Annotated in this window: 14 protein-coding genes and 4 tRNA genes; 14 read left to right on the forward strand and 4 right to left on the reverse strand. The window is 59.9% G+C overall.

What is annotated here, in order from left to right:
* Positions 1-346: 346 nt before the first annotated feature.
* Complete coding sequence (uvrB, locus tag AC1DIH_RS18480) at positions 347-2,362, forward strand: excinuclease ABC subunit UvrB (protein WP_477766361.1); 2,016 nt, start codon at positions 347-349, stop codon at positions 2,360-2,362.
* Positions 2,363-2,481: 119 nt separating this feature from the next.
* On the opposite strand, the gene AC1DIH_RS18485 is transcribed toward uvrB, so the two are convergent.
* On the reverse strand, positions 2,482-4,032 hold the full coding sequence (locus tag AC1DIH_RS18485; protein ID WP_477772789.1) for an MDR family MFS transporter: 1,551 nt from the start codon (positions 4,030-4,032) through the stop codon (positions 2,482-2,484).
* A complete protein-coding gene (locus tag AC1DIH_RS18490) occupies positions 4,022-5,068 on the reverse strand; it encodes an HlyD family secretion protein (RefSeq protein ID WP_477772790.1) in 1,047 nt (348 codons plus the stop codon). Before AC1DIH_RS18490 ends, AC1DIH_RS18485 begins: the two co-directional genes overlap by 11 nt.
* A gap of 231 nt (positions 5,069-5,299) precedes the next feature.
* Between AC1DIH_RS18490 and gltX the strand changes: the two genes are divergently transcribed.
* The 10 genes from gltX to AC1DIH_RS18540 all read left to right on the forward strand — a co-directional run bounded on the left by gltX (position 5,300) and on the right by AC1DIH_RS18540 (position 11,246).
* On the forward strand, positions 5,300-6,781 hold the full coding sequence (gltX, locus tag AC1DIH_RS18495; RefSeq protein ID WP_216744591.1) for a glutamate--tRNA ligase: 1,482 nt from the start codon (positions 5,300-5,302) through the stop codon (positions 6,779-6,781).
* Positions 6,782-6,970: 189 nt separating this feature from the next.
* Positions 6,971-7,046, forward strand: a tRNA-Ala gene (locus tag AC1DIH_RS18500).
* A gap of 79 nt (positions 7,047-7,125) precedes the next feature.
* Positions 7,126-7,201, forward strand: a tRNA-Glu gene (locus AC1DIH_RS18505).
* A 53-nt stretch (positions 7,202-7,254) separates the two neighbouring features.
* Positions 7,255-7,330, forward strand: a tRNA-Ala gene (locus tag AC1DIH_RS18510).
* Between the two features lie 80 nt (positions 7,331-7,410).
* Positions 7,411-7,486 (forward strand) — tRNA-Glu (locus AC1DIH_RS18515).
* 181 nt (positions 7,487-7,667) lie between these two features.
* Complete coding sequence (locus AC1DIH_RS18520; RefSeq protein WP_477772791.1) at positions 7,668-8,207, forward strand: TetR/AcrR family transcriptional regulator; 540 nt, start codon at positions 7,668-7,670, stop codon at positions 8,205-8,207.
* A gap of 29 nt (positions 8,208-8,236) precedes the next feature.
* Positions 8,237-9,070, forward strand: a complete 834-nt coding sequence (locus AC1DIH_RS18525; protein ID WP_477772792.1) for an alpha/beta fold hydrolase — start codon at positions 8,237-8,239, stop codon at positions 9,068-9,070.
* Between the two features lie 47 nt (positions 9,071-9,117).
* On the forward strand, positions 9,118-9,579 hold the full coding sequence (locus AC1DIH_RS18530) for an acyl-CoA thioesterase (protein WP_477772793.1): 462 nt from the start codon (positions 9,118-9,120) through the stop codon (positions 9,577-9,579).
* 129 nt (positions 9,580-9,708) lie between these two features.
* Complete coding sequence (locus AC1DIH_RS18535; protein WP_477772794.1) at positions 9,709-10,668, forward strand: tRNA dihydrouridine synthase; 960 nt, start codon at positions 9,709-9,711, stop codon at positions 10,666-10,668.
* A 131-nt stretch (positions 10,669-10,799) separates the two neighbouring features.
* The gene (locus AC1DIH_RS18540; protein WP_477772795.1) at positions 10,800-11,246 is read left to right on the forward strand and encodes an Hsp20 family protein; all 447 of its coding nucleotides are present in this window, start codon (positions 10,800-10,802) and stop codon (positions 11,244-11,246) included.
* Positions 11,247-11,293: 47 nt separating this feature from the next.
* On the opposite strand, the gene AC1DIH_RS18545 is transcribed toward AC1DIH_RS18540, so the two are convergent.
* Together AC1DIH_RS18545 and AC1DIH_RS18550 are read right to left on the reverse strand one after the other, a co-directional pair.
* Positions 11,294-14,584, reverse strand: coding sequence for a PAS domain S-box protein (locus AC1DIH_RS18545; protein ID WP_477772796.1), 3,291 nt, complete (start codon positions 14,582-14,584; stop codon positions 11,294-11,296).
* A 69-nt stretch (positions 14,585-14,653) separates the two neighbouring features.
* Positions 14,654-15,544, reverse strand: a complete 891-nt coding sequence (locus tag AC1DIH_RS18550) for a LysR family transcriptional regulator (protein WP_477772797.1) — start codon at positions 15,542-15,544, stop codon at positions 14,654-14,656.
* 147 nt (positions 15,545-15,691) lie between these two features.
* On the opposite strand from AC1DIH_RS18550, the gene leuC reads away from it, so the two are divergent.
* From leuC to AC1DIH_RS18565, 3 genes are all read left to right on the forward strand, one after another.
* Positions 15,692-17,110 carry a 3-isopropylmalate dehydratase large subunit gene (gene leuC / locus AC1DIH_RS18555; RefSeq protein ID WP_477772798.1) on the forward strand — a complete coding sequence of 473 codons (1,419 nt, stop codon included), beginning with the start codon at positions 15,692-15,694 and terminating at the stop codon, positions 17,108-17,110.
* A gap of 11 nt (positions 17,111-17,121) precedes the next feature.
* The gene (gene leuD, locus AC1DIH_RS18560) at positions 17,122-17,766 is read left to right on the forward strand and encodes a 3-isopropylmalate dehydratase small subunit (RefSeq protein ID WP_054596619.1); all 645 of its coding nucleotides are present in this window, start codon (positions 17,122-17,124) and stop codon (positions 17,764-17,766) included.
* A 158-nt stretch (positions 17,767-17,924) separates the two neighbouring features.
* Positions 17,925-18,692, forward strand: a complete 768-nt coding sequence (locus AC1DIH_RS18565) for a class I SAM-dependent methyltransferase (RefSeq protein ID WP_477772799.1) — start codon at positions 17,925-17,927, stop codon at positions 18,690-18,692.
* Positions 18,693-18,715 lie beyond the last annotated feature (23 nt).

Here is an 18,715-nt window from a genome sequence, read left to right on the forward strand (position 1 = left end):
TGCGGCGGCTCTGAATGGAATGTGGAGGGACGTGTGGCGCTCCAGCCGAATGCACTAGAGCGGTGCACAAACGGGGAGCTAGTATAGAGGCCTACACCGGTCGCGGCGACAGGCGTTTCCGCTTTTCGGGCAGGTTTTTTCGGATTATTTTTCGGTCGTTAGCCTTATTGTCATGTCAATGGCTTAGGGGCATGTAGGACGTTTGCCTTGAAACTAGAGGTATTCGGCACCACATCAACGGTTATCATGATTTTTCCCTGCGACATTCGTCGTGAGCGACCTTCACCGTTCTGGCGCGCCCGTCAGCGCCGGAGTGCGTCGCTCCTTGGAAACCAATAGGTACGATATGTCTGAATTCCAGCTAGTCACCCGCTTCGAGCCAGCCGGCGATCAGCCGGAAGCCATCCGTCTGATGGTCGAGGGCATCGAGGCCGGGCTGGCGCACCAGACGTTGCTTGGTGTGACCGGTTCGGGCAAGACCTTCAGTATCGCCAACGTGATCGCCCAGGTACAGCGACCGACGCTGGTGCTGGCGCCGAACAAGACGCTGGCCGCGCAACTGTATGGCGAGTTCAAGGCGTTCTTCCCGAACAACGCGGTGGAGTACTTCGTTTCCTACTACGACTACTACCAGCCCGAAGCCTACGTGCCGTCGTCCGATACCTTCATTGAGAAAGACGCCTCGATCAACGATCACATCGAGCAGATGCGACTGTCTGCGACCAAAGCGCTGCTGGAGCGCAAGGACGCGATCATTGTCACCACGGTGTCGTGCATCTACGGTCTGGGCAGCCCGGAAACCTATCTGAAAATGGTCCTGCACGTCGATCGCGGCGACAAGCTCGATCAGCGCGCCTTGCTGCGCCGTTTGGCCGACCTGCAATACACCCGCAACGACATGGATTTTGCCCGCGCGACCTTCCGCGTGCGCGGTGACGTGATTGATATCCACCCGGCGGAATCCGATTTTGAAGCGATCCGTATTGAGCTCTTCGATGATGAAGTGGAGAAAATTTCCGCTTTCGATCCGCTCACTGGCGAAGTGATTCGCCAGCTGCCGCGTTTCACCTTTTATCCGAAGAGCCACTATGTAACGCCGCGAGAAACCCTGCTGGGGGCCATCGAAGGGATCAAGGTCGAGCTGCAGGAGCGTCTGGAATACCTGCGCTCCAACAACAAGCTGGTGGAAGCCCAACGTCTGGAGCAGCGCACCCGTTTTGACCTCGAGATGATCCTGGAGCTGGGTTACTGCAACGGTATCGAAAACTACTCGCGCTACCTCTCGGGCCGAGAGTCCGGTGAGCCGCCACCCACCTTGTTTGACTATCTGCCGGCAGACGCCTTGCTGGTCATCGACGAATCCCATGTCAGCGTGCCGCAGGTCGGTGCGATGTATAAGGGCGACCGTTCGCGTAAAGAGACGCTGGTCGAATACGGTTTCCGGCTGCCGTCGGCACTGGATAACCGGCCGATGCGTTTTGACGAGTGGGAAAGCATCAGTCCGCAGACGATTTTCGTCTCGGCGACCCCAGGTAACTACGAAGCGGAACATGCCGGTCGAGTGATCGAGCAAGTGGTGCGGCCGACCGGTCTGGTCGACCCACAAATTGAAATTCGTCCGGCGCTGACTCAGGTCGACGACTTGCTGTCGGAAATCACCAAGCGGGTGGCGCTGGAGGAACGGGTGCTGGTCACTACGTTGACCAAGCGCATGTCCGAAGACTTGACCGACTACCTTGCCGACCACGGTGTGCGGGTGCGTTATCTGCACTCGGACATCGATACGGTGGAGCGGGTCGAGATCATCCGCGATTTGCGTCTGGGCACCTTCGATGTACTGGTGGGGATCAACCTGCTGCGTGAAGGCCTGGACATGCCGGAAGTGTCGCTGGTGGCGATTCTCGATGCCGACAAGGAGGGCTTCCTGCGCTCCGAGCGTTCGCTGATCCAGACCATCGGCCGCGCGGCGCGGAACCTCAATGGCCGGGCGATTCTGTATGCCGACCGGATCACCGGGTCGATGGAGCGGGCGATTGGCGAGACTGAGCGTCGTCGCGACAAGCAAATCGCTTTCAACCTGGCCAATGGCATCACCCCCAAAGGCGTGTTCAAGGATGTTGCCGACATCATGGAAGGCGCCACCGTGCCCGGTTCGCGCAGCAAGAAGCGCAAAGGCATGGCCAAGGCAGCCGAGGAAAGTGCCCGCTACGAAAACGAACTGCGTTCACCGAGCGAAATCGCCAAGCGCATTCGTCAGCTGGAAGAGAAGATGTACCAGCTCGCCCGCGACCTGGAGTTCGAAGCCGCCGCGCAGACGCGCGACGAAATCACCAAGATGCGCGAGCGGTTGTTGACTGTCTGATTCCCGGTGCCTGAAATGGCCTCATCGCGAGCAAGCTCGCTCCCACAGTTGATCGCGTTGTCTGGGCGTGCGCGGTCCAATGTGGGAGCGAGCTTGCTCGCGATAGGGGCGCCTCGGTCTTAGTGCGCCTCGCCGGACTTCAACCCGGGCGGCAACGCCTTGGTCAGCAGGGTCGCCAGCATGCTCACCCCCAGCGCAATCCCGACAAAGTGAAACGCATCGTTGTAGGCCATGATCAAGGCCTGCTGATGGGTGATCTCACTGAGCTTGCCCAGCGCGGCCATTTCGCTGCCGAATCGATCGGTCATGCTCGCCATGCGCTCGGCCACCTGCGGGTTGGTCGGCACGATCGACTCGCGTAAATAATCGAAGTAGGTCTTGGTTCGGGCATCCAGCAGGGTCGCGAGCAGGGCGATGCCAATCGCGCCGCCGAGGTTGCGCAGGATGTTGAACAGGCTCGACGCGGAGCCTGCATCCTGCGGCAGGATGTAGGCGGTGGCGATCAGCGAAATGGTCACCATGATCAGCGGCTGGCCCAGCGCGCGGACAAGCTGGATCTGATTGAACTGTGGTCCGGCGAAGTCGGGGTTGAGCGCGCCCGAAAGAATACTCGCCAAGCCAAACAGGCCAAAGCCGAGCGTGCACAGCCACTTCGGCGAAACGAACTTCATCAGTTTCGGCACCAGCGGAATCAGGAACAGCTGCGGCACGCCCATCCACATGATCACTTCGCCGATCTGCAAGGCGTTGTAGCTCTGGATCTGCGCCAGGTACAGCGGCAGCAGATAAATCGAACCATAAAGCCCCACGCCCATGCCCAGGCTGGAAATACTCGATAAGCCAAAGTTGCGGTTGCGCAAGATGCCCAGATTGATCAGCGGATTGGGCTTGGACACTTGCACGATCACAAAGGTGATCAGGCTCAACAGGGCGATGCAGCCCAGCGTCACGATCAGGTTCGACTCCAGCCAGTCCTTGCGATGGCCTTCCTCAAGAAATACCTGCAAGCACCCCAGGCCAACGCCCAGCGTGAGAATGCCCATGTAGTCGGTGCTTTTGAGCAATTCCCAGTGGGCTGCTTTCTTCTCCAGGCCATACATGAGGCCGGCGATCATGATCAGTCCCGGCGGGATGTTGATGTAGAAGATGTACTTCCAGCCCCAGTTTTCCGTCAGCCAGCCGCCGAGGGTCGGGCCGATGGAGGGCGCGAAGGTCGCGGTCATGGCGAACATCGCCATGCCTTTGGCGCGATGGTGTTCGGGGAGTTTGATCAGCGTCAGGGTGAACGCCAGCGGAATCAGCGCGCCGCCGGTGAACCCCTGCAAGGCGCGGAACACAATCATGCTCTCCAGGCTCCAGGCCATCGAGCAGAGCAGGGAGGCGGCCAGAAAACCCAGCGAGACCCACACCGCCAGGCGTCGTGCCGAGAGCAGTTGCACCAGCCACGCGGTGAGCGGAATCATGATGATTTCCGCCACCAGATACGAGGTGGAAATCCACGAGCCTTCTTCCAGGGTCGCTGACAGCGCGCCTTGGATGTCCTTGAGCGAGGCGTTGGTGATCTGGATGTCGAGCACCGCCATGAAGGCGCCGAGCATCACGCTCATCACCGCAATCCAGTCCCTCCGGGTCGGTTCGCCGACCGGGCGGATCAGTTGATCACCGGCCATCGCCAGGGTCTTTGATGTTGACTTTGACGGTGACTGACATGCCTGGGCGGATCTTGCCGTGCAGCGGATTGTCGGCGGCAAAGGTCAGTTTTACCGGAATCCRTTGCACGACTTTGGTGAAGTTGCCGGTGGCATTGTCCGGTGGCAGCAGGCTGAACTGCGCGCCCGAGGCGGCGAACAGGCTGTCGACCCGGGCTTCGATCGGTGTGTCGCTGTAGGCATCGAAGATCAGTTCGGCTTTCTGGCCGGGTTGCATGTGACCAATCTGGGTTTCCTTGAAGTTGGCCTGAATCCAGATGTCCTGGTCCGGGACGATCGACAGCAGGTAAGCGCCCGCCTGTACGTATTGGCCATTGCGCGCTGCGCGCTGGCCGATCAGGCCGCTGATCGGTGCGTGGATTTCGCTGCGGGTCAGGTTCAGTCGGGCTTGCGCCAGATCGGCTTTGGCGTTGGCAATCTGCGCGTCGAGGCGCTTGATCTCGGCCGTCAGGGCGTTGACCTGCTGGCGCTGGCCCTGGGCGTCAGCCTGGGCCTTGGCGACTTGCGAGCGAGCGATGCGGTTGTCGGCGGAGAGGGTGGTCACCCGTTCTTCCGAGACATAACCCGGTTTGCGCAGGGTTTGCGCGCGGGACAAATCGATTTGCGAGCGGCCGAGGGTGGCCTGGCTGGCAGCGACCTGAGCTTCGCTGGCGGCGATCAGGCTGGCTTGTTGGGTCAGTTTGCTCTGGGCTTGCAGGCGCTCGGCTTCGCGGGTGGCGAGGGTCGCGTTGGCGCGGTCGACGGCGAGATGAAAGTCATCGCCTTCAAGTCGGATCAGCAGCTGGCCTTGTTCGACATGCTGGTTGTCCTGTACCAGCACTTCCTCGATGCGCGCGCCCAACTGGCTGGAGACACGGGTGATTTCACCCTGGACATAAGCGTTATCGGTGCTTTCGTAAAACCGTCCCTTGAAGAACCATTCAGCGAAGAAGCCCCCGGCAACCAGCAGGACGATCAGCAGGAAAGTGAACAGGCGACGCTTGAGTTGGGCAGGCATGAGCAGACTGTAGTCGAGAAAGTGTAAGGAGATTTATCAGTACTCGAATCTGTCATATAGCCGATAAGCGGTAAATGCCACTTATTGATAATCAGCCGTTGAGCGGTGCCAGAGCCTTTTGTAGCCCCAACGTTGGCTTAAATGCCCTGCTCACTGGAGCCGGGCGGGCAACGCCTGTTACCATTCGCCCTTTGTTTCATCTCCGCTTTTTATATTCTTTCGAGACATGCCATGACCACCGTCCGCACTCGCATCGCGCCATCGCCTACCGGCGATCCCCATGTCGGCACCGCTTACATCGCTTTGTTCAACTACTGCTTTGCCAAGCAGCATGGCGGTGAGTTCATCCTGCGGATTGAAGACACCGACCAATTGCGTTCGACCCGCGAGTCCGAACAGCAGATTTTCGATGCCTTGCGCTGGCTGGGCATCAACTGGAGCGAAGGCCCGGATGTCGGCGGCCCGCACGGTCCGTATCGCCAGAGCGAACGTGGCGACATCTACCAGAAGTACTGCCAGCAACTGGTCGATCTGGGGCACGCGTTCCCGTGCTTCTGCACCGCTGAAGAGCTGGACCAGATGCGCGCCGAGCAAATGGCCCGCGGTGAAACCCCGCGTTACGACGGCCGTGCGCTGTTGCTCTCCAAGGAAGAAGTGGCGCGCCGTCTGGCTGCTGGCGAGCCGCACGTCATCCGCATGAAGGTCCCGACCGAAGGCGTCTGCGTGGTGCCGGACATGTTGCGTGGCGACGTCGAGATCCCGTGGGATCGCATGGACATGCAAGTGTTGATGAAGACCGACGGCCTGCCGACCTACTTCCTCGCCAACGTGGTCGACGACCACCTGATGGGCATCACCCACGTCTTGCGCGGCGAAGAATGGCTGCCATCGGCACCGAAGCTGATTCTGCTTTACGAGTACTTCGGCTGGGAGCAACCAGAGCTGTGCTACATGCCGTTGCTGCGTAACCCGGACAAGAGCAAGCTGTCCAAGCGCAAGAACCCGACCTCGGTCACGTTCTACGAGCGTATGGGCTTCATGCCGGAAGCGATGCTCAACTACCTCGGTCGCATGGGCTGGTCGATGCCGGACGAGCGCGAGAAGTTCTCGCTGCAGGAAATGGTCGACAACTTCGACCTGAAACGCGTTTCCCTCGGCGGGCCGATTTTCGACATCGAGAAACTGTCGTGGCTCAACGGCCAATGGCTGCGTGATCTGCCGGTGGAAGAGTTTGCCAGCCGCGTGCAGGCCTGGGCGCTGAACCCTGAATACATGATGAAGATCGCACCGCACGTGCAGGGTCGTGTTGAAACCTTCAGCCAGATCGCACCGTTGGCCGGCTTCTTCTTCGCTGGCGGCGTGACCCCGGATGCCAAGCTGTTCGAATCCAAGAAGCTCTCGGGCGATCAGGTTCGCCAGTTGATGCAGTTGATCCTGTGGAAGCTCGAAAGCCTGCGTCAGTGGGAAAAGGACAGCATCACGGCGACCATTCAGGCGGTTGTCGAATCCCTGGAGCTGAAGTTGCGTGATGCCATGCCGCTGATGTTCGCGGCCATCACTGGCCAGGCCAGCTCGGTGTCGGTGCTGGATGCGATGGAAATCCTTGGGCCGGACCTGACGCGTTTCCGTCTGCGCCAGGCGATCGACTTGCTCGGTGGCGTGTCGAAGAAAGAAAACAAAGAGTGGGAAAAGCTCCTGGGCGCTATCGCCTGAGGTGTTTGACCCCGTGCAGGAGTCGCCGGAGGCTGCGATCTTTTGATCTTGCTCTTCGGCGTCACCCCCATTTTTCGGGGGGAGGGCGGTAAGTGATTGTTATGGCGGCAAAAAATTTTGAAAATTGTTAAAAATAAGTTTGACAGCTTTCCGATCCGCCATTAAGATTCGCCCCGTCCTCAGCGATGAGGGGCTATAGCTCAGCTGGGAGAGCGCTTGCATGGCATGCAAGAGGTCGACGGTTCGATCCCGTCTAGCTCCACCAATTTACACTTCAAGGCCTGGCCACACCGGCCTTGAAGCGATCAACACTCAGCGTTGGTCAGTTGTATAGAAGGGTTTGCGTCCCCTTCGTCTAGTGGCCTAGGACACCGCCCTTTCACGGCGGTAACAGGGGTTCGAGTCCCCTAGGGGACGCCAGTTTTACAGAAGTGATGTTGCAAGACATCGCTCCGCCGCGAGGCGAAAAATCCGGGGCTATAGCTCAGCTGGGAGAGCGCTTGCATGGCATGCAAGAGGTCAACGGTTCGATCCCGTTTAGCTCCACCAATTTTACAGTTCAAGGTCTGGCCACACCGGCCTTGAATCGATCAGTACTCAGCACTGATCAGTTGTATAGAAGGGTTTGCGTCCCCTTCGTCTAGTGGCCTAGGACACCGCCCTTTCACGGCGGTAACAGGGGTTCGAGTCCCCTAGGGGACGCCACGATTACCCGCTCTGCGGGATTTATAAGGGTCATTCAATTATTGAATGGCCCTTTTGTTTGTCTGGCGTTTGGCCAATCCCTCATTCTCCCCACACTGTTCTTCTGACCAATGGTCATATCAGCGACTTGCGAATAATTATTATGAGAATAATATTCTATTCGTAATATTCGGAGGCAACGATGAACGATAAAAAAGCTCAAACCCGTGAACGCATTCTCCAGGCCGCCAGCTCTGCGCTGATCCAGCGCGGCCCGGCAGAGCCTAGTGTGGGTGAAGTGATGGGCGCTGCGGGCCTTACCGTCGGCGGGTTCTACGCCCACTTCGAAAGCAAGGACGCCATGATGCTGGAGGCCTTCACGCAATTGCTCGGCCAGCGTCGGGCGCTGATCGCCGAAATGGACCCCTCGCTGACCGGCGAAGAACGCCGGGCGCTGGTCGCTGCGTTTTACCTGTCACGCAAACACCGAGACTCCACCGATCACGCCTGCCCGATTCCGGCGTCGATAGGGGAACTGGGGCGTCTGCCGGACGATTTTCGTCTGGCCTTGAATGAACACATCGAGCTGATGGTCGCGCAGTTGGCCGCCAGCCCGGAAGACACCGACAAAGCGCTGGCTGACTTGGCGCTGATGGTCGGTGGTTTGGCCCTGGCACGGGCGCTGGGTGCCGGTGAGTTGTCCGATCGATTGCTGCGTGCCGCCAAGTCGGCGGTGCTATGACCTGAAGCACAAGCCTTTGGAGATGAGCGATGAGCACGTTAAGTTGGGTTCGTGGCGTTAACGGCACCTTGGGCTGGGTTGCGCCGCAATGGGTGGCAAGCAAGATGCGTTCGGTGTTCATGACGCCGCGCGAGCTGCCTTTGCGTGATTGGGAAATGCCGCTGCTGGCGAACTCCGAGCGGATCACCCTGCGCTTCGGCCTTTCAGCGTTGCGCTGGGGGCAGGGCCCGACAGTGCTGCTGATGCACGGCTGGGAAGGTCGGCCGACACAATTCGCCAGCCTGATCACGGCGCTGGTAGATGCCGGCTACACCGTGGTCGCGCTGGATGGTCCGGCTCACGGTCGCTCGCCCGGTCGCGAGGCCAACGTCGTGCTTTTTGCTCGGGCGATGCTTGAAGCGGCGGCAGAGCTGCCTCCCTTGCAAGCGGTCATCGGCCACTCCATGGGCGGTGCCAGTGCGATGCTTGCCGTTCAGCTGGGTTTGCGCACAGAAACCCTGGTCAGCATCGCCGCACCGGCACGGATTCTTGCCGTGTTGCGCGGTTTTGCCCGCCATGTTCGCATGCCGCCCAAGGCGCGTTCGGCGTTTATCCGCAAAGTCGAACGGGATGTGGGTATCCAGGCGTCGCGACTGGATGTCGCCCACTATCAACTGGATATGCCGGGGTTGATCGTACATGCCGAAGACGACGTCTTTGTCTCGGTCAATGAGTCGCAATTGATTCACGACGCCTGGTTCGACAGTCGCCTGTTGCGCCTGGAGGAGGGTGGGCATCAGCGGGTGCTGGCGGATCCGCGAGTGATCGAAGGCGTGCTGTCGCTACTGTCCGGTCGTAGCTTGCAGGCGCGCCAATCGGCCTGATCATCCGTTACACTGCCCCGGTCGAATAATCTGACCGGGAGTGGGGCATGGGCTGGGATCGGGCAACGCCGTTTATCATTGACCTGCAGGTTGCTGCCGAGGACATCGATGGGCTGGGGCACGCCAATAACGCGGTGTATGTCACCTGGCTCGAGCGCTGCGCCTGGCGCCACTCGCAGCGTCTGGGGCTGGACCTGACCGAATATCGGCGGCTGGACCGGGCGATGGCTGTGGTGCGCCACGAGATCGATTACCTGTCCGCTGCCTATGAGGGTGATGAGTTGCAGTTGGCGACCTGGATCGTCGACTGGGATCAGCGCCTGAAGATGACCCGGCACTTCCAGCTGAAACGCCCGAGCGACAACGCCACACTGCTGCGGGCACAAACCACGTTTGTCTGCATCGAGCTGTCCAGCGGCAAGCCCAGGCGCATGCCGGCGGAATTCATCGAAGGCTACGGCCCGGCGTTGATCCAATGTGGGAGCGAGCCTGCTCGCGATGAACGATAACGCGGTGTACTTGATAAACCGCGCCGCCTGAATCGCGAGCAGGCTCGCTCCCACAAGGGATCAGCGATGTCCTGCGAATTCCTCGCGTAATCCAGTAAACTGCCGCACGTTTTTCGTTGAGTGTTTTCCATGCAAATTGCTTTGGCGCCCATGGAGGGGTTGGTCGACAACATCCTGCGGGACGTGTTGACCCGTGTTGGCGGTATCGATTGGTGCGTGACCGAGTTCATTCGGATCAACGATCAACTGCTCACGCCTGCCTATTTCCACAAATTCGGCCCTGAACTGCTGAACGGCGCCAAGACCGCTTCAGGCGTGCCGTTGCGCGTGCAATTGCTCGGTTCCGATCCGGTGTGCCTGGCAGAAAACGCGGCGCTGGCCTGTGAGCTGGGTTCGGAGGTGATCGACCTGAACTTCGGTTGCCCGGCCAAGACCGTTAACAAGTCGCGTGGCGGTGCAGTACTGCTCAAGGAGCCGGAGCTGCTCAACGAAATCGTCGAACATGTGCGCCGCGCAGTGCCGGCACACATCCCGGTGACGGCCAAGATGCGTTTGGGTTTTGACAGCCCCGACGGCGCTCTGGTCTGTGCCACCGCGTTGGCTGAGGGCGGTGCTGCGCACATCGTCGTGCACGCACGGACCAAGACGGACGGCTACAAGCCGCCAGCGCATTGGGAGTGGATCCCGCGGGTGCAGGAAGTAGTCAAGGTGCCGGTGTTCGCCAACGGCGATATCTGGAGCGTTGAAGACTGGCGCCGTTGCCGCGAAATCAGCGGCGTGGAAGACATCATGCTCGGGCGTGGCCTGGTGTCGCGCCCCGACCTGGCGCGGCAAATCGCTGCCGCACGGGCCGGTGAAGAAGTGCTCGAGATGACCTGGGCCGAGCTGCTGCCGCTGCTTCAGGACTTCTGGCTGCAAGCCAAGGCGCAGATGACACCGCGCCAGTCACCGGGTCGTTTGAAGCAGTGGCTGGCGATGCTGACCCGCAATTATCCCGAAGCGGTGGAGCTGTTCACCGTCCTGCGTCGTGAAACCGAGCTGGATCAGGTCTCGCGCTTGCTAGGTCTACAGGCGTGCGAAGCAGCCTGAAACCTGTGTTAAAAAAAACACAAAATAACCTCTTGAAATGCAGTCGGCGGTCCTTATCTAAGGATTACGCGATGCCGAATTCGGGTCGCGGAGACAAAAAACTTGCTGATTGTTTTCAGGAGATTTGAATCATGAGTACTGCATTTTCCATGGCTCCACTGTTCCGTTCCTCGGTGGGCTTCGACCGTTTCAACGATCTGTTCGAGTCGGCGCTGCGCAATGAGCCAGGCAGCACCTATCCACCGTACAACGTCGAAAAGCATGGCGACGACGAATACCGCATCGTCATCGCGGCGGCCGGCTTCCAGGAAGAAGACCTGGAGTTGCAAGTGGAGAAAGGTGTGCTGACCATCAGTGGCGGCAAACGTGACACCAATGAAGCTGTCACCTATCTGTACCAGGGCATCGCCCAGCGCGCCTTCAAGTTGTCCTTCCGGCTGGCGGACCACATTGAAATCAAGTCCGCGGGCCTGAGCAACGGCCTGTTGAACATCGACCTGCTGCGGGTCGTGCCGGAGGAAGCGAAAGCCAAGCGTATCCCGATCAACGGGACGCAAAAACCGGCTCTGGAACACTGAGTCATCGCGATGAGAAAGGGCGCCACTGGCGCCCTTTTTTGTGCTCGTCATTTGAGCAGTTTCAGGAAACCCTCCAGCGGCAGCGGCTGACTGTGCAGGTAGCCTTGATACAAGTGGCAGCCCAGCCCTTGCAGGAACTCGAGCTGTTCGGTGGTTTCGACCCCTTCGGCAATTACCGTCAACTCCAGGCTGCGGGCCATGGCCACGATGGCGCGGATGATTTCCGCGTCGTTCGGATCGCTGGTCGCATCGCGGATGAACGACTGGTCGATCTTCAAGGTGTCCACCGGCAGGCGCTTGAGGTACGTCAGCGAGGAGTAGCCGGTGCCAAAATCGTCCATGGCGAAGCTGACGCCAAGTTTCTTCAGGCGACGCATCTTGCTGATGGTGTCGTCCAGGTTCTGAATCACGATGCCTTCGGTGACCTCCAGCTTGAGCAGCGAATACGGCAGTCCATGACTGCTCAGGGTTTGTTCAATCCGTTCGACAAAGTCGTTCTGGCGAAATTGCCGTGGGCTGATGTTCACGCAAAGGCTGAAGTTCAGCGGATCGATCAGGCCTCTATCGATCAATTGCCTGAAGGCCTGGCAGGTCTCATCGAGGATCCAGGCACCGACCTCAAGAATCAGCCCGCTGTCTTCCAGTACCTTGATGAATTYGCTGGGCGATTGCTCCCCCAGCCGCGGGTGGCGCCAGCGCACCAAGGCTTCGGCGCCGATAATGCGACCGTCCAGAGCGTCCACCTGAGGCTGGTATTGCACGCTGAACTCACCACGCGAAAGGGCCAGGCGCAGGTCGGTTTCCATCCGCAGGCGTTCACTGGCCGCTTTTTGCATGGTGTTGTGGAACATCTGCGTGGCATTGCGTCCCGAATCCTTGGCTCGGTACAGGGCAATGTCGGCACGCTTGAGCAGGTCGGTGGGGGTTGAGCCGTGATCGGGGATCAAGGCCACGCCGATGCTCGGGGTGACTTGCAGGCGCTGACCGTCGAGGAACATCGGCTCGGACAACAGCTCGCGCAGCGTGTCGGCCAACTCGCGAACCTGTTCGCTGACTTCGTTGCGCGTACCTTCCAGGCCGCTCAACAGCACCACGAACTCATCGCCACCGAGTCGCGCCACGGTGTCTTCCATGCGCACACTGGCTTCGAGGCGTGCAGTGATGATTTTCAGCACGGTGTCGCCCACCGGGTGACCGAGCGAGTCGTTGATGTGCTTGAAGTGGTCGAGATCGAGGAACAGCAAGGCGCCGCGCAGGTTGTGGCGTTTCAGCAGGGCGATCTGCTGGCTCAGGCGATCCATCAGCAGGGCGCGGTTGGGCAGGTTGGTCAGTGGGTCGTGGTAGGCGAGGTGACGGATCTGCGCTTCGGCGTTTTTCAGCAGGCTGACGTCCCGGGCGGTCATCAGCAGGCAGGCGGTTTCGTTCAGGGTGATGGGTTCGATCGAGACCTCGACGGTGAGAATTTCGCCGCGCTTGTTGCGACCAAGCATTTCGTGGTGATGTACCCGGCCTTTGGCCTTCAACTCGGCCAGCAGGGTTGAGCGTTGTTTTTCTTCGGCCCAGATGCCGACCTGATAAACGGTTTTACCTACTACTTCGTCGGCGCTGTAGCCGGTCAAGCGGCAGAAGCCGTCGTTGACCTCCAGGTAGCGGCCGCTGTCGCGCTCGGTGATGGTGATGGCGTCGGGGCTGGAGTGAAACGCCTTGGCGAATTTCTCTTCACTGGACTTCAGTGCAGCTTCGGAGCGCTGCTGCTGGGTGATGTCGCGCAAGGTGGTCACGATGCATGGCTCGTTGCCGACGCTGATCTGACGGCTGGAAATCACGCAGGTCAAGGGCTGCCCGTCCTTGTGGTGAACGATGATCGCGACGTTGTTCAGCGCCTGTTCGCGAATCACCTGCTCGATGCGTTGCTGACGCTTCACCGAAGCGTCCCAGAGGCCGATCTCGTCGGCACTGCGGTCGATGACGTCGGTGGTGGTCCAGCCGAAGGTCTGAGTGAAGGCGGGGTTGATCTCGATGAACTGGCCGGTGTCCTGGCGCGTCACGCAGATCGGGTCCGGGCTGACCTGGAACAGGCTGGCGAATTTTTCTTCGGAGGTGATCAGGCGCTGCTCGCGCTCCACCTGGTCGGTGATGTCGAGCAACGTACCGGCCATGCGCACGGGAACGCCGGACTCATCGCGATAGAGCCGTGCACGGCTTTCCAGGTAGCGCGAACTGCCGTCGGGCAATTGCACACGGTAGGTCAGTTGATAATTGCCGGCCGGGCCTTCGCGGAGGCTGCGGTAGGCGTCACGCATGCTGTCGCGCTCATCGTCGGGAACGCCTTCGAAAAACGCATCGAAGGGCTCGTGGAAGGGCACCGGGTCCAGGCCATGCAGCTGTGCGGCACGGGCCGAGCCATAGAGCATGCCGCTGGGAATGTGCCAGTCCCACGTGCCCAGTTGCGCCGAGTCGAGGGCCAGGTCCAGGCGCTCCTGACTGTCTTTGAGCGCTTGCTCGGCGAGTTTGCGTTCGCTGGTGTCGAGGAAAGTGCTGAGCAGGTAGGGCTGGCCTTCGAGTTCAACCTTTTGCGCGCTGAGAATGCCATCGTGGACCTGGCCGTTGCTGGCGCGAAACTGCACCTCCATGCTGACCAGTTCGCCCTTGGCCTTGGTTGCCTTGACCAGTTTGGCGCGTTGTTGCGGGTCTACCCAAAGGCCCAGTTCCAGTGTCGTGCGGCCGATCACGCTGTGCACGGGCCAGCCAAACAGGCTTTCGAAGTATTGATTGGCTTCGCTGATCAGACCGTCTTCCTGACGGGTCAGCAACACCATGTTCGGGCTCAGGTGAAATAGTGTTGCGAAACGTTTCTCCGAGCTGCTCAGGGCCTGTTCGCGCTGGCGTTGATGGGTGATCTCGCGAATCACCCCGATCATCCGTGGCCGGCCTTGTTTATCCGGTATCAGGCTGCCGTTGATCTCCAGCCAGTGCAGGCTGCCGTCGGGCCAGCGGACCCGGTGATGCATCGCCTGTTCAAGCGGTGCGCCGGCAACCACGGCGTTAAAGGCTCGCAGGGTCTTGGCTCGATCCTCCACCGGCAACAGATCCAGGTATTCCATGTCGGCCGGCAGTGGTTTTTTTGGGTCAAACCCGAACAGGGCTTGAGTCCCCCGCGACCAGCTGATCAGCCCGCGTTCAATGTCCCAGTACCAGGCGCCCAGGCGTGCACCGTTCAAGGCGGCGAGCAGTTGTGGCGCGCTCTCCCAAATCTGCTCCGAGGTCCGCGGGTCGAGCGCCTGAATGCGCGGCATTGGGGGCGTGCGTGAGCGAGTGCGGTCAGCAGATTTGGGCATGGGTAACAAGCCTTGGGCTGAATTGGGTGTTTGGCGCTGGGAATTTCAACCTTAAAGGATTAGCACAACTTAGCCGTGAGTCCGTGGCAAATCGATTTGTGCGTCCAACAAGGCCATGAAAGCCCGTGCAGCATTCGACAGCGTCCGTTCGGTGTGCACGATATAGCCTAGCTGGCGAGTGAGTTGTATGCCCGGTAAAGGAATGCGTGCCACTTGATCGTCGAGCATGGTGCGCGGCAATACGCTCCAGGCCAGGCCAATGGAAACCATCATCTTGATAGTTTCCAGATAGTTAGTGCTCATCGCGATGTTCGGCGTCAGCCCCTGGGCTTCGAAAAGTCGTTGCACGATGTGGTGGGTAAAGGTGTTGCCACCGGGGAAAACCGCCGGATGGCCGGCGATATCGGCCAGGCTGACCGCGCCATTGTTGATCAGCGAATGCTCCGGGGCCGCGACGAAGTCCAGCGGGTCGTCCCATACCGGTGTGGCTTTCACCAGAGTGTGCGGCTCGGGTGCCAGGGTAATGACCGCCAGTTCGGCACGGCCGTGAAGAATTTCCTCGTAGGCGACTTCCGAATCGAGGAACTGAATATCCAGCGCGACCTCGGGATAGCGTCGGGTGAACGCCCGCAGCAACGGGGGCAGGCGGTGCAGGCCAATGTGATGACTTGTCGCCAGTGTCAGGCGGCCAGTCACTTCGCCGGTCAGGTTGGTCAGCGCCCGGCGCGTGTCATCCAGCACATTCAGAATCTGATAGGCGCGCGGCAGCAGGGCGCGCCCGGCCTCGGTCAGGCCGACTTCCCGGCCCAGTCGATCAAACAGTCGCACCTTCAACTGCTGCTCCAGCCCGGCGATGCGTTTGCTGATGGCGGGCTGGGTCAGGTGTAGCCGTTCGCCTGCGCCGGAGAAGCTGCCGGTCTCGGCGATGGCTATAAAAGCATTGAGGTTGGCCAGGTCCATGGTTGCATTCCAGTTGGTTATCCAAAGCATAAAAAATATGAATTTGAGTTATTTAATGTAACCCCATAGGATCGACCTCACAAGCCAAAGGGTTATTGAGTCGCTTCAAGCCCGGGGCATAGAAACAAGCTGATGAGGAAACGTCTGATGGCCGGCAAAACGCTCTACGACAAGCTCTGGGATTCGCATTTGGTCAAGCAGCGCGACGATGGTTCGGCGCTGATCTACATCGATCGTCACATCATTCACGAAGTGACCTCGCCGCAAGCCTTCGAAGGTCTGCGTCTGGCCGGGCGCAAGCCGTGGCGCATCGATGCCAACATCGCGACCCCGGACCACAACGTACCGACGACTCCTGAGCGCAAGGGCGGCATTGCTGCCATCGCTGACGAAGTCTCGCGTTTGCAGGTTCAGACCCTCGATGACAACTGTGACGAATACGGCATCGTCGAATTCAAGATGAATGACGTGCGTCAAGGCATCGTCCACGTCATCGGCCCGGAGCAGGGCGCAACCTTGCCGGGCATGACCGTGGTCTGCGGTGACTCCCATACCTCGACCCACGGCGCGTTCGGCGCGTTGGCTCACGGTATCGGCACTTCCGAGGTCGAGCACGTGCTCGCCACCCAGTGCCTGGTCGCCAAGAAAATGAAGAACATGCTGGTCCGCGTTGAAGGCAAATTGCCGTTCGGCGTGACTGCCAAGGACATCGTCCTGGCTGTTATCGGCAAGATCGGCACTGCTGGCGGTAACGGCCACGCGATCGAATTCGCTGGTAGCGCGATTCGCGAGTTGTCGGTCGAAGGCCGCATGACCATCTGCAACATGTCCATCGAAGCCGGTGCGCGGGTTGGTTTGGTTGCCGCTGACGAAAAGACTGTTGCCTACGTCAAGGGTCGTCCGTTCGCACCGAAAGGTGCTGAGTGGGATATGGCTGTCGAAGCCTGGAAAGACCTGGTGTCCGATGCGGATGCCACGTTCGACACCATCGTTGAGCTCGACGCTGCGCAGATCAAGCCGCAAGTCAGCTGGGGCACGTCCCCGGAAATGGTCCTCGCCGTCGACCAGAACGTGCCGGATCCGGCTAAAGAGATGGATCTGGTCAAGCGCGACTCTATCGTCCGCGCCTTGAAGTACATGGGTTTGACCGCCAATCAGGCGATCACCGACATTCAACTGGACCGCGTGTTCATTGGCTCCTGCACCAACTCGCGGATCGAAGATTTGCGCGCTGCGGCAGTGATCGCCAAGGGTCGCAAAGTGGCTTCGACCATCAAGCAAGCCATTGTGGTGCCGGGTTCGGGCCTGGTGAAGGCGCAAGCCGAAGCCGAGGGGCTGGACAAGATTTTCCTCGAGGCCGGTTTCGAATGGCGTGAGCCGGGGTGCTCGATGTGCCTGGCAATGAACCCGGACCGTTTGGAGTCCGGCGAGCATTGCGCATCGACCTCCAACCGTAACTTCGAAGGCCGTCAGGGCGCTGGTGGCCGTACGCACCTGGTGAGCCCGGCAATGGCCGCCGCCGCCGCTGTCAACGGCCGTTTCGTCGACGTCCGTGAATTGATCTGAAGGAGCGCAGCATGAAAGCTTTTACCCAGCACACTGGTCTTGTCGCGCCTTTGGATCGTGCCAACGTCGACACCGACCAGATCATTCCCAAGCAGTTCTTGAAGTCGATCAAGCGCACCGGTTTCGGTCCGAACCTGTTCGATGAGTGGCGTTACCTGGATGTCGGGCAACCGTATCAGGACAATTCCAAGCGTCCGCTGAACAAGGATTTCGTGCTCAACGCCGAGCGTTATCAAGGTGCCAGCGTGTTGCTCGCCCGGGAAAACTTCGGCTGCGGTTCGAGCCGCGAGCACGCGCCGTGGGCCCTGGAAGAGTACGGTTTCCGCAGCATCATCGCGCCGAGCTACGCCGACATCTTCTTCAACAACAGCTTCAAGAACGGCTTGCTGCCGATCATCCTGAGCGACGCTGAAGTCGACGAGTTGTTTGCGCAAGTGGAAGCCAATCCGGGCTACCAGTTGCAGATCGACTTGCAGGCCCAGACCGTGACCCGTCCTGACGGCAAGGTCCTGAGCTTCGAAATCGATGCTTTCCGCAAACACTGCCTGCTCAACGGCCTGGACGATATCGGCCTGACCTTGCAGGACGGCGATGCGATTGCCGCGTTCGAAGCCAGGCACCGCGCGAGCCAGCCGTGGTTGTTTCGCGACGCGTGATTTTGCGTAAGGCGTAATAAAGCCATCGCGAGCAGCCGAGCGTCGGCCGGCTGCTCCCACACTGGATTTGCGGTGTTCACAGAACCCCTGTGGGAGCGAGCCTGCTCGCGATGAGGCCCCAATAAACACCACAAGACTCACCCCTTAAGGACGTCACCATGACCAGCACTGCCCAGCACAGCGACGTAGTACAAAAGCAATTCGGTGAACAGGCTGCCGCCTACCTGAGCAGCGCTGTACATGCCCAGGGCACCGAATTCGCGCTGCTACAGGCCGAGCTGGCAGGTCGCGGTGATGCACGAGTGCTGGACCTGGGTTGCGGCGCCGGTCATGTGAGTTTTCATGTGGCTGCGCTGGTCAAGGAAGTGGTCGCCTACGACTTGTCGCAGCAGATGCTCGACGTGGTAGCTGGCGCTGCGGTTGATCGTGGTCTGAACAATGTGACCACCGTGCTCGGTGCGGCGGAGCGCCTGCCGTTTGCCGAGGGTGAATTTGATTTCGTCTTCAGCCGTTATTCGGCGCACCATTGGAGCGACCTCGGCGTGGCCCTGCGCGAAGTGCGCCGAGTGCTCAAGCCGGGTGGGGTAGCAGTATTTATTGATGTCTTGTCGCCGGGCAGTCCGTTGTTCGACACTTACCTGCAAAGTGTCGAGGTGCTGCGCGACACCAGCCACGTGCGTGATTATTCCGCCGGGGAGTGGTTGCGCCAGGTCAGCGAGGCGGGGTTGCATACCCGTAGCACCACGCGCCAGCGGCTGCGCCTGGAGTACAACTCCTGGGTCGAGCGCATGCGTACACCCCAGGCGTTGCGCGTGGCGATCCGCGAGTTGCAGCAGGCGATGGGCAATGAAGTTCGCGAGTATTTCGAGATTGAAGCCGATGGTTCGTTCAGCACCGATGTACTGGTGCTGATGGCTGAACGATAAGCGCCAAGCGCTGGAATTTTTCC

It is taken from the genome of Pseudomonas sp. 05N36 (assembly GCF_056397385.1).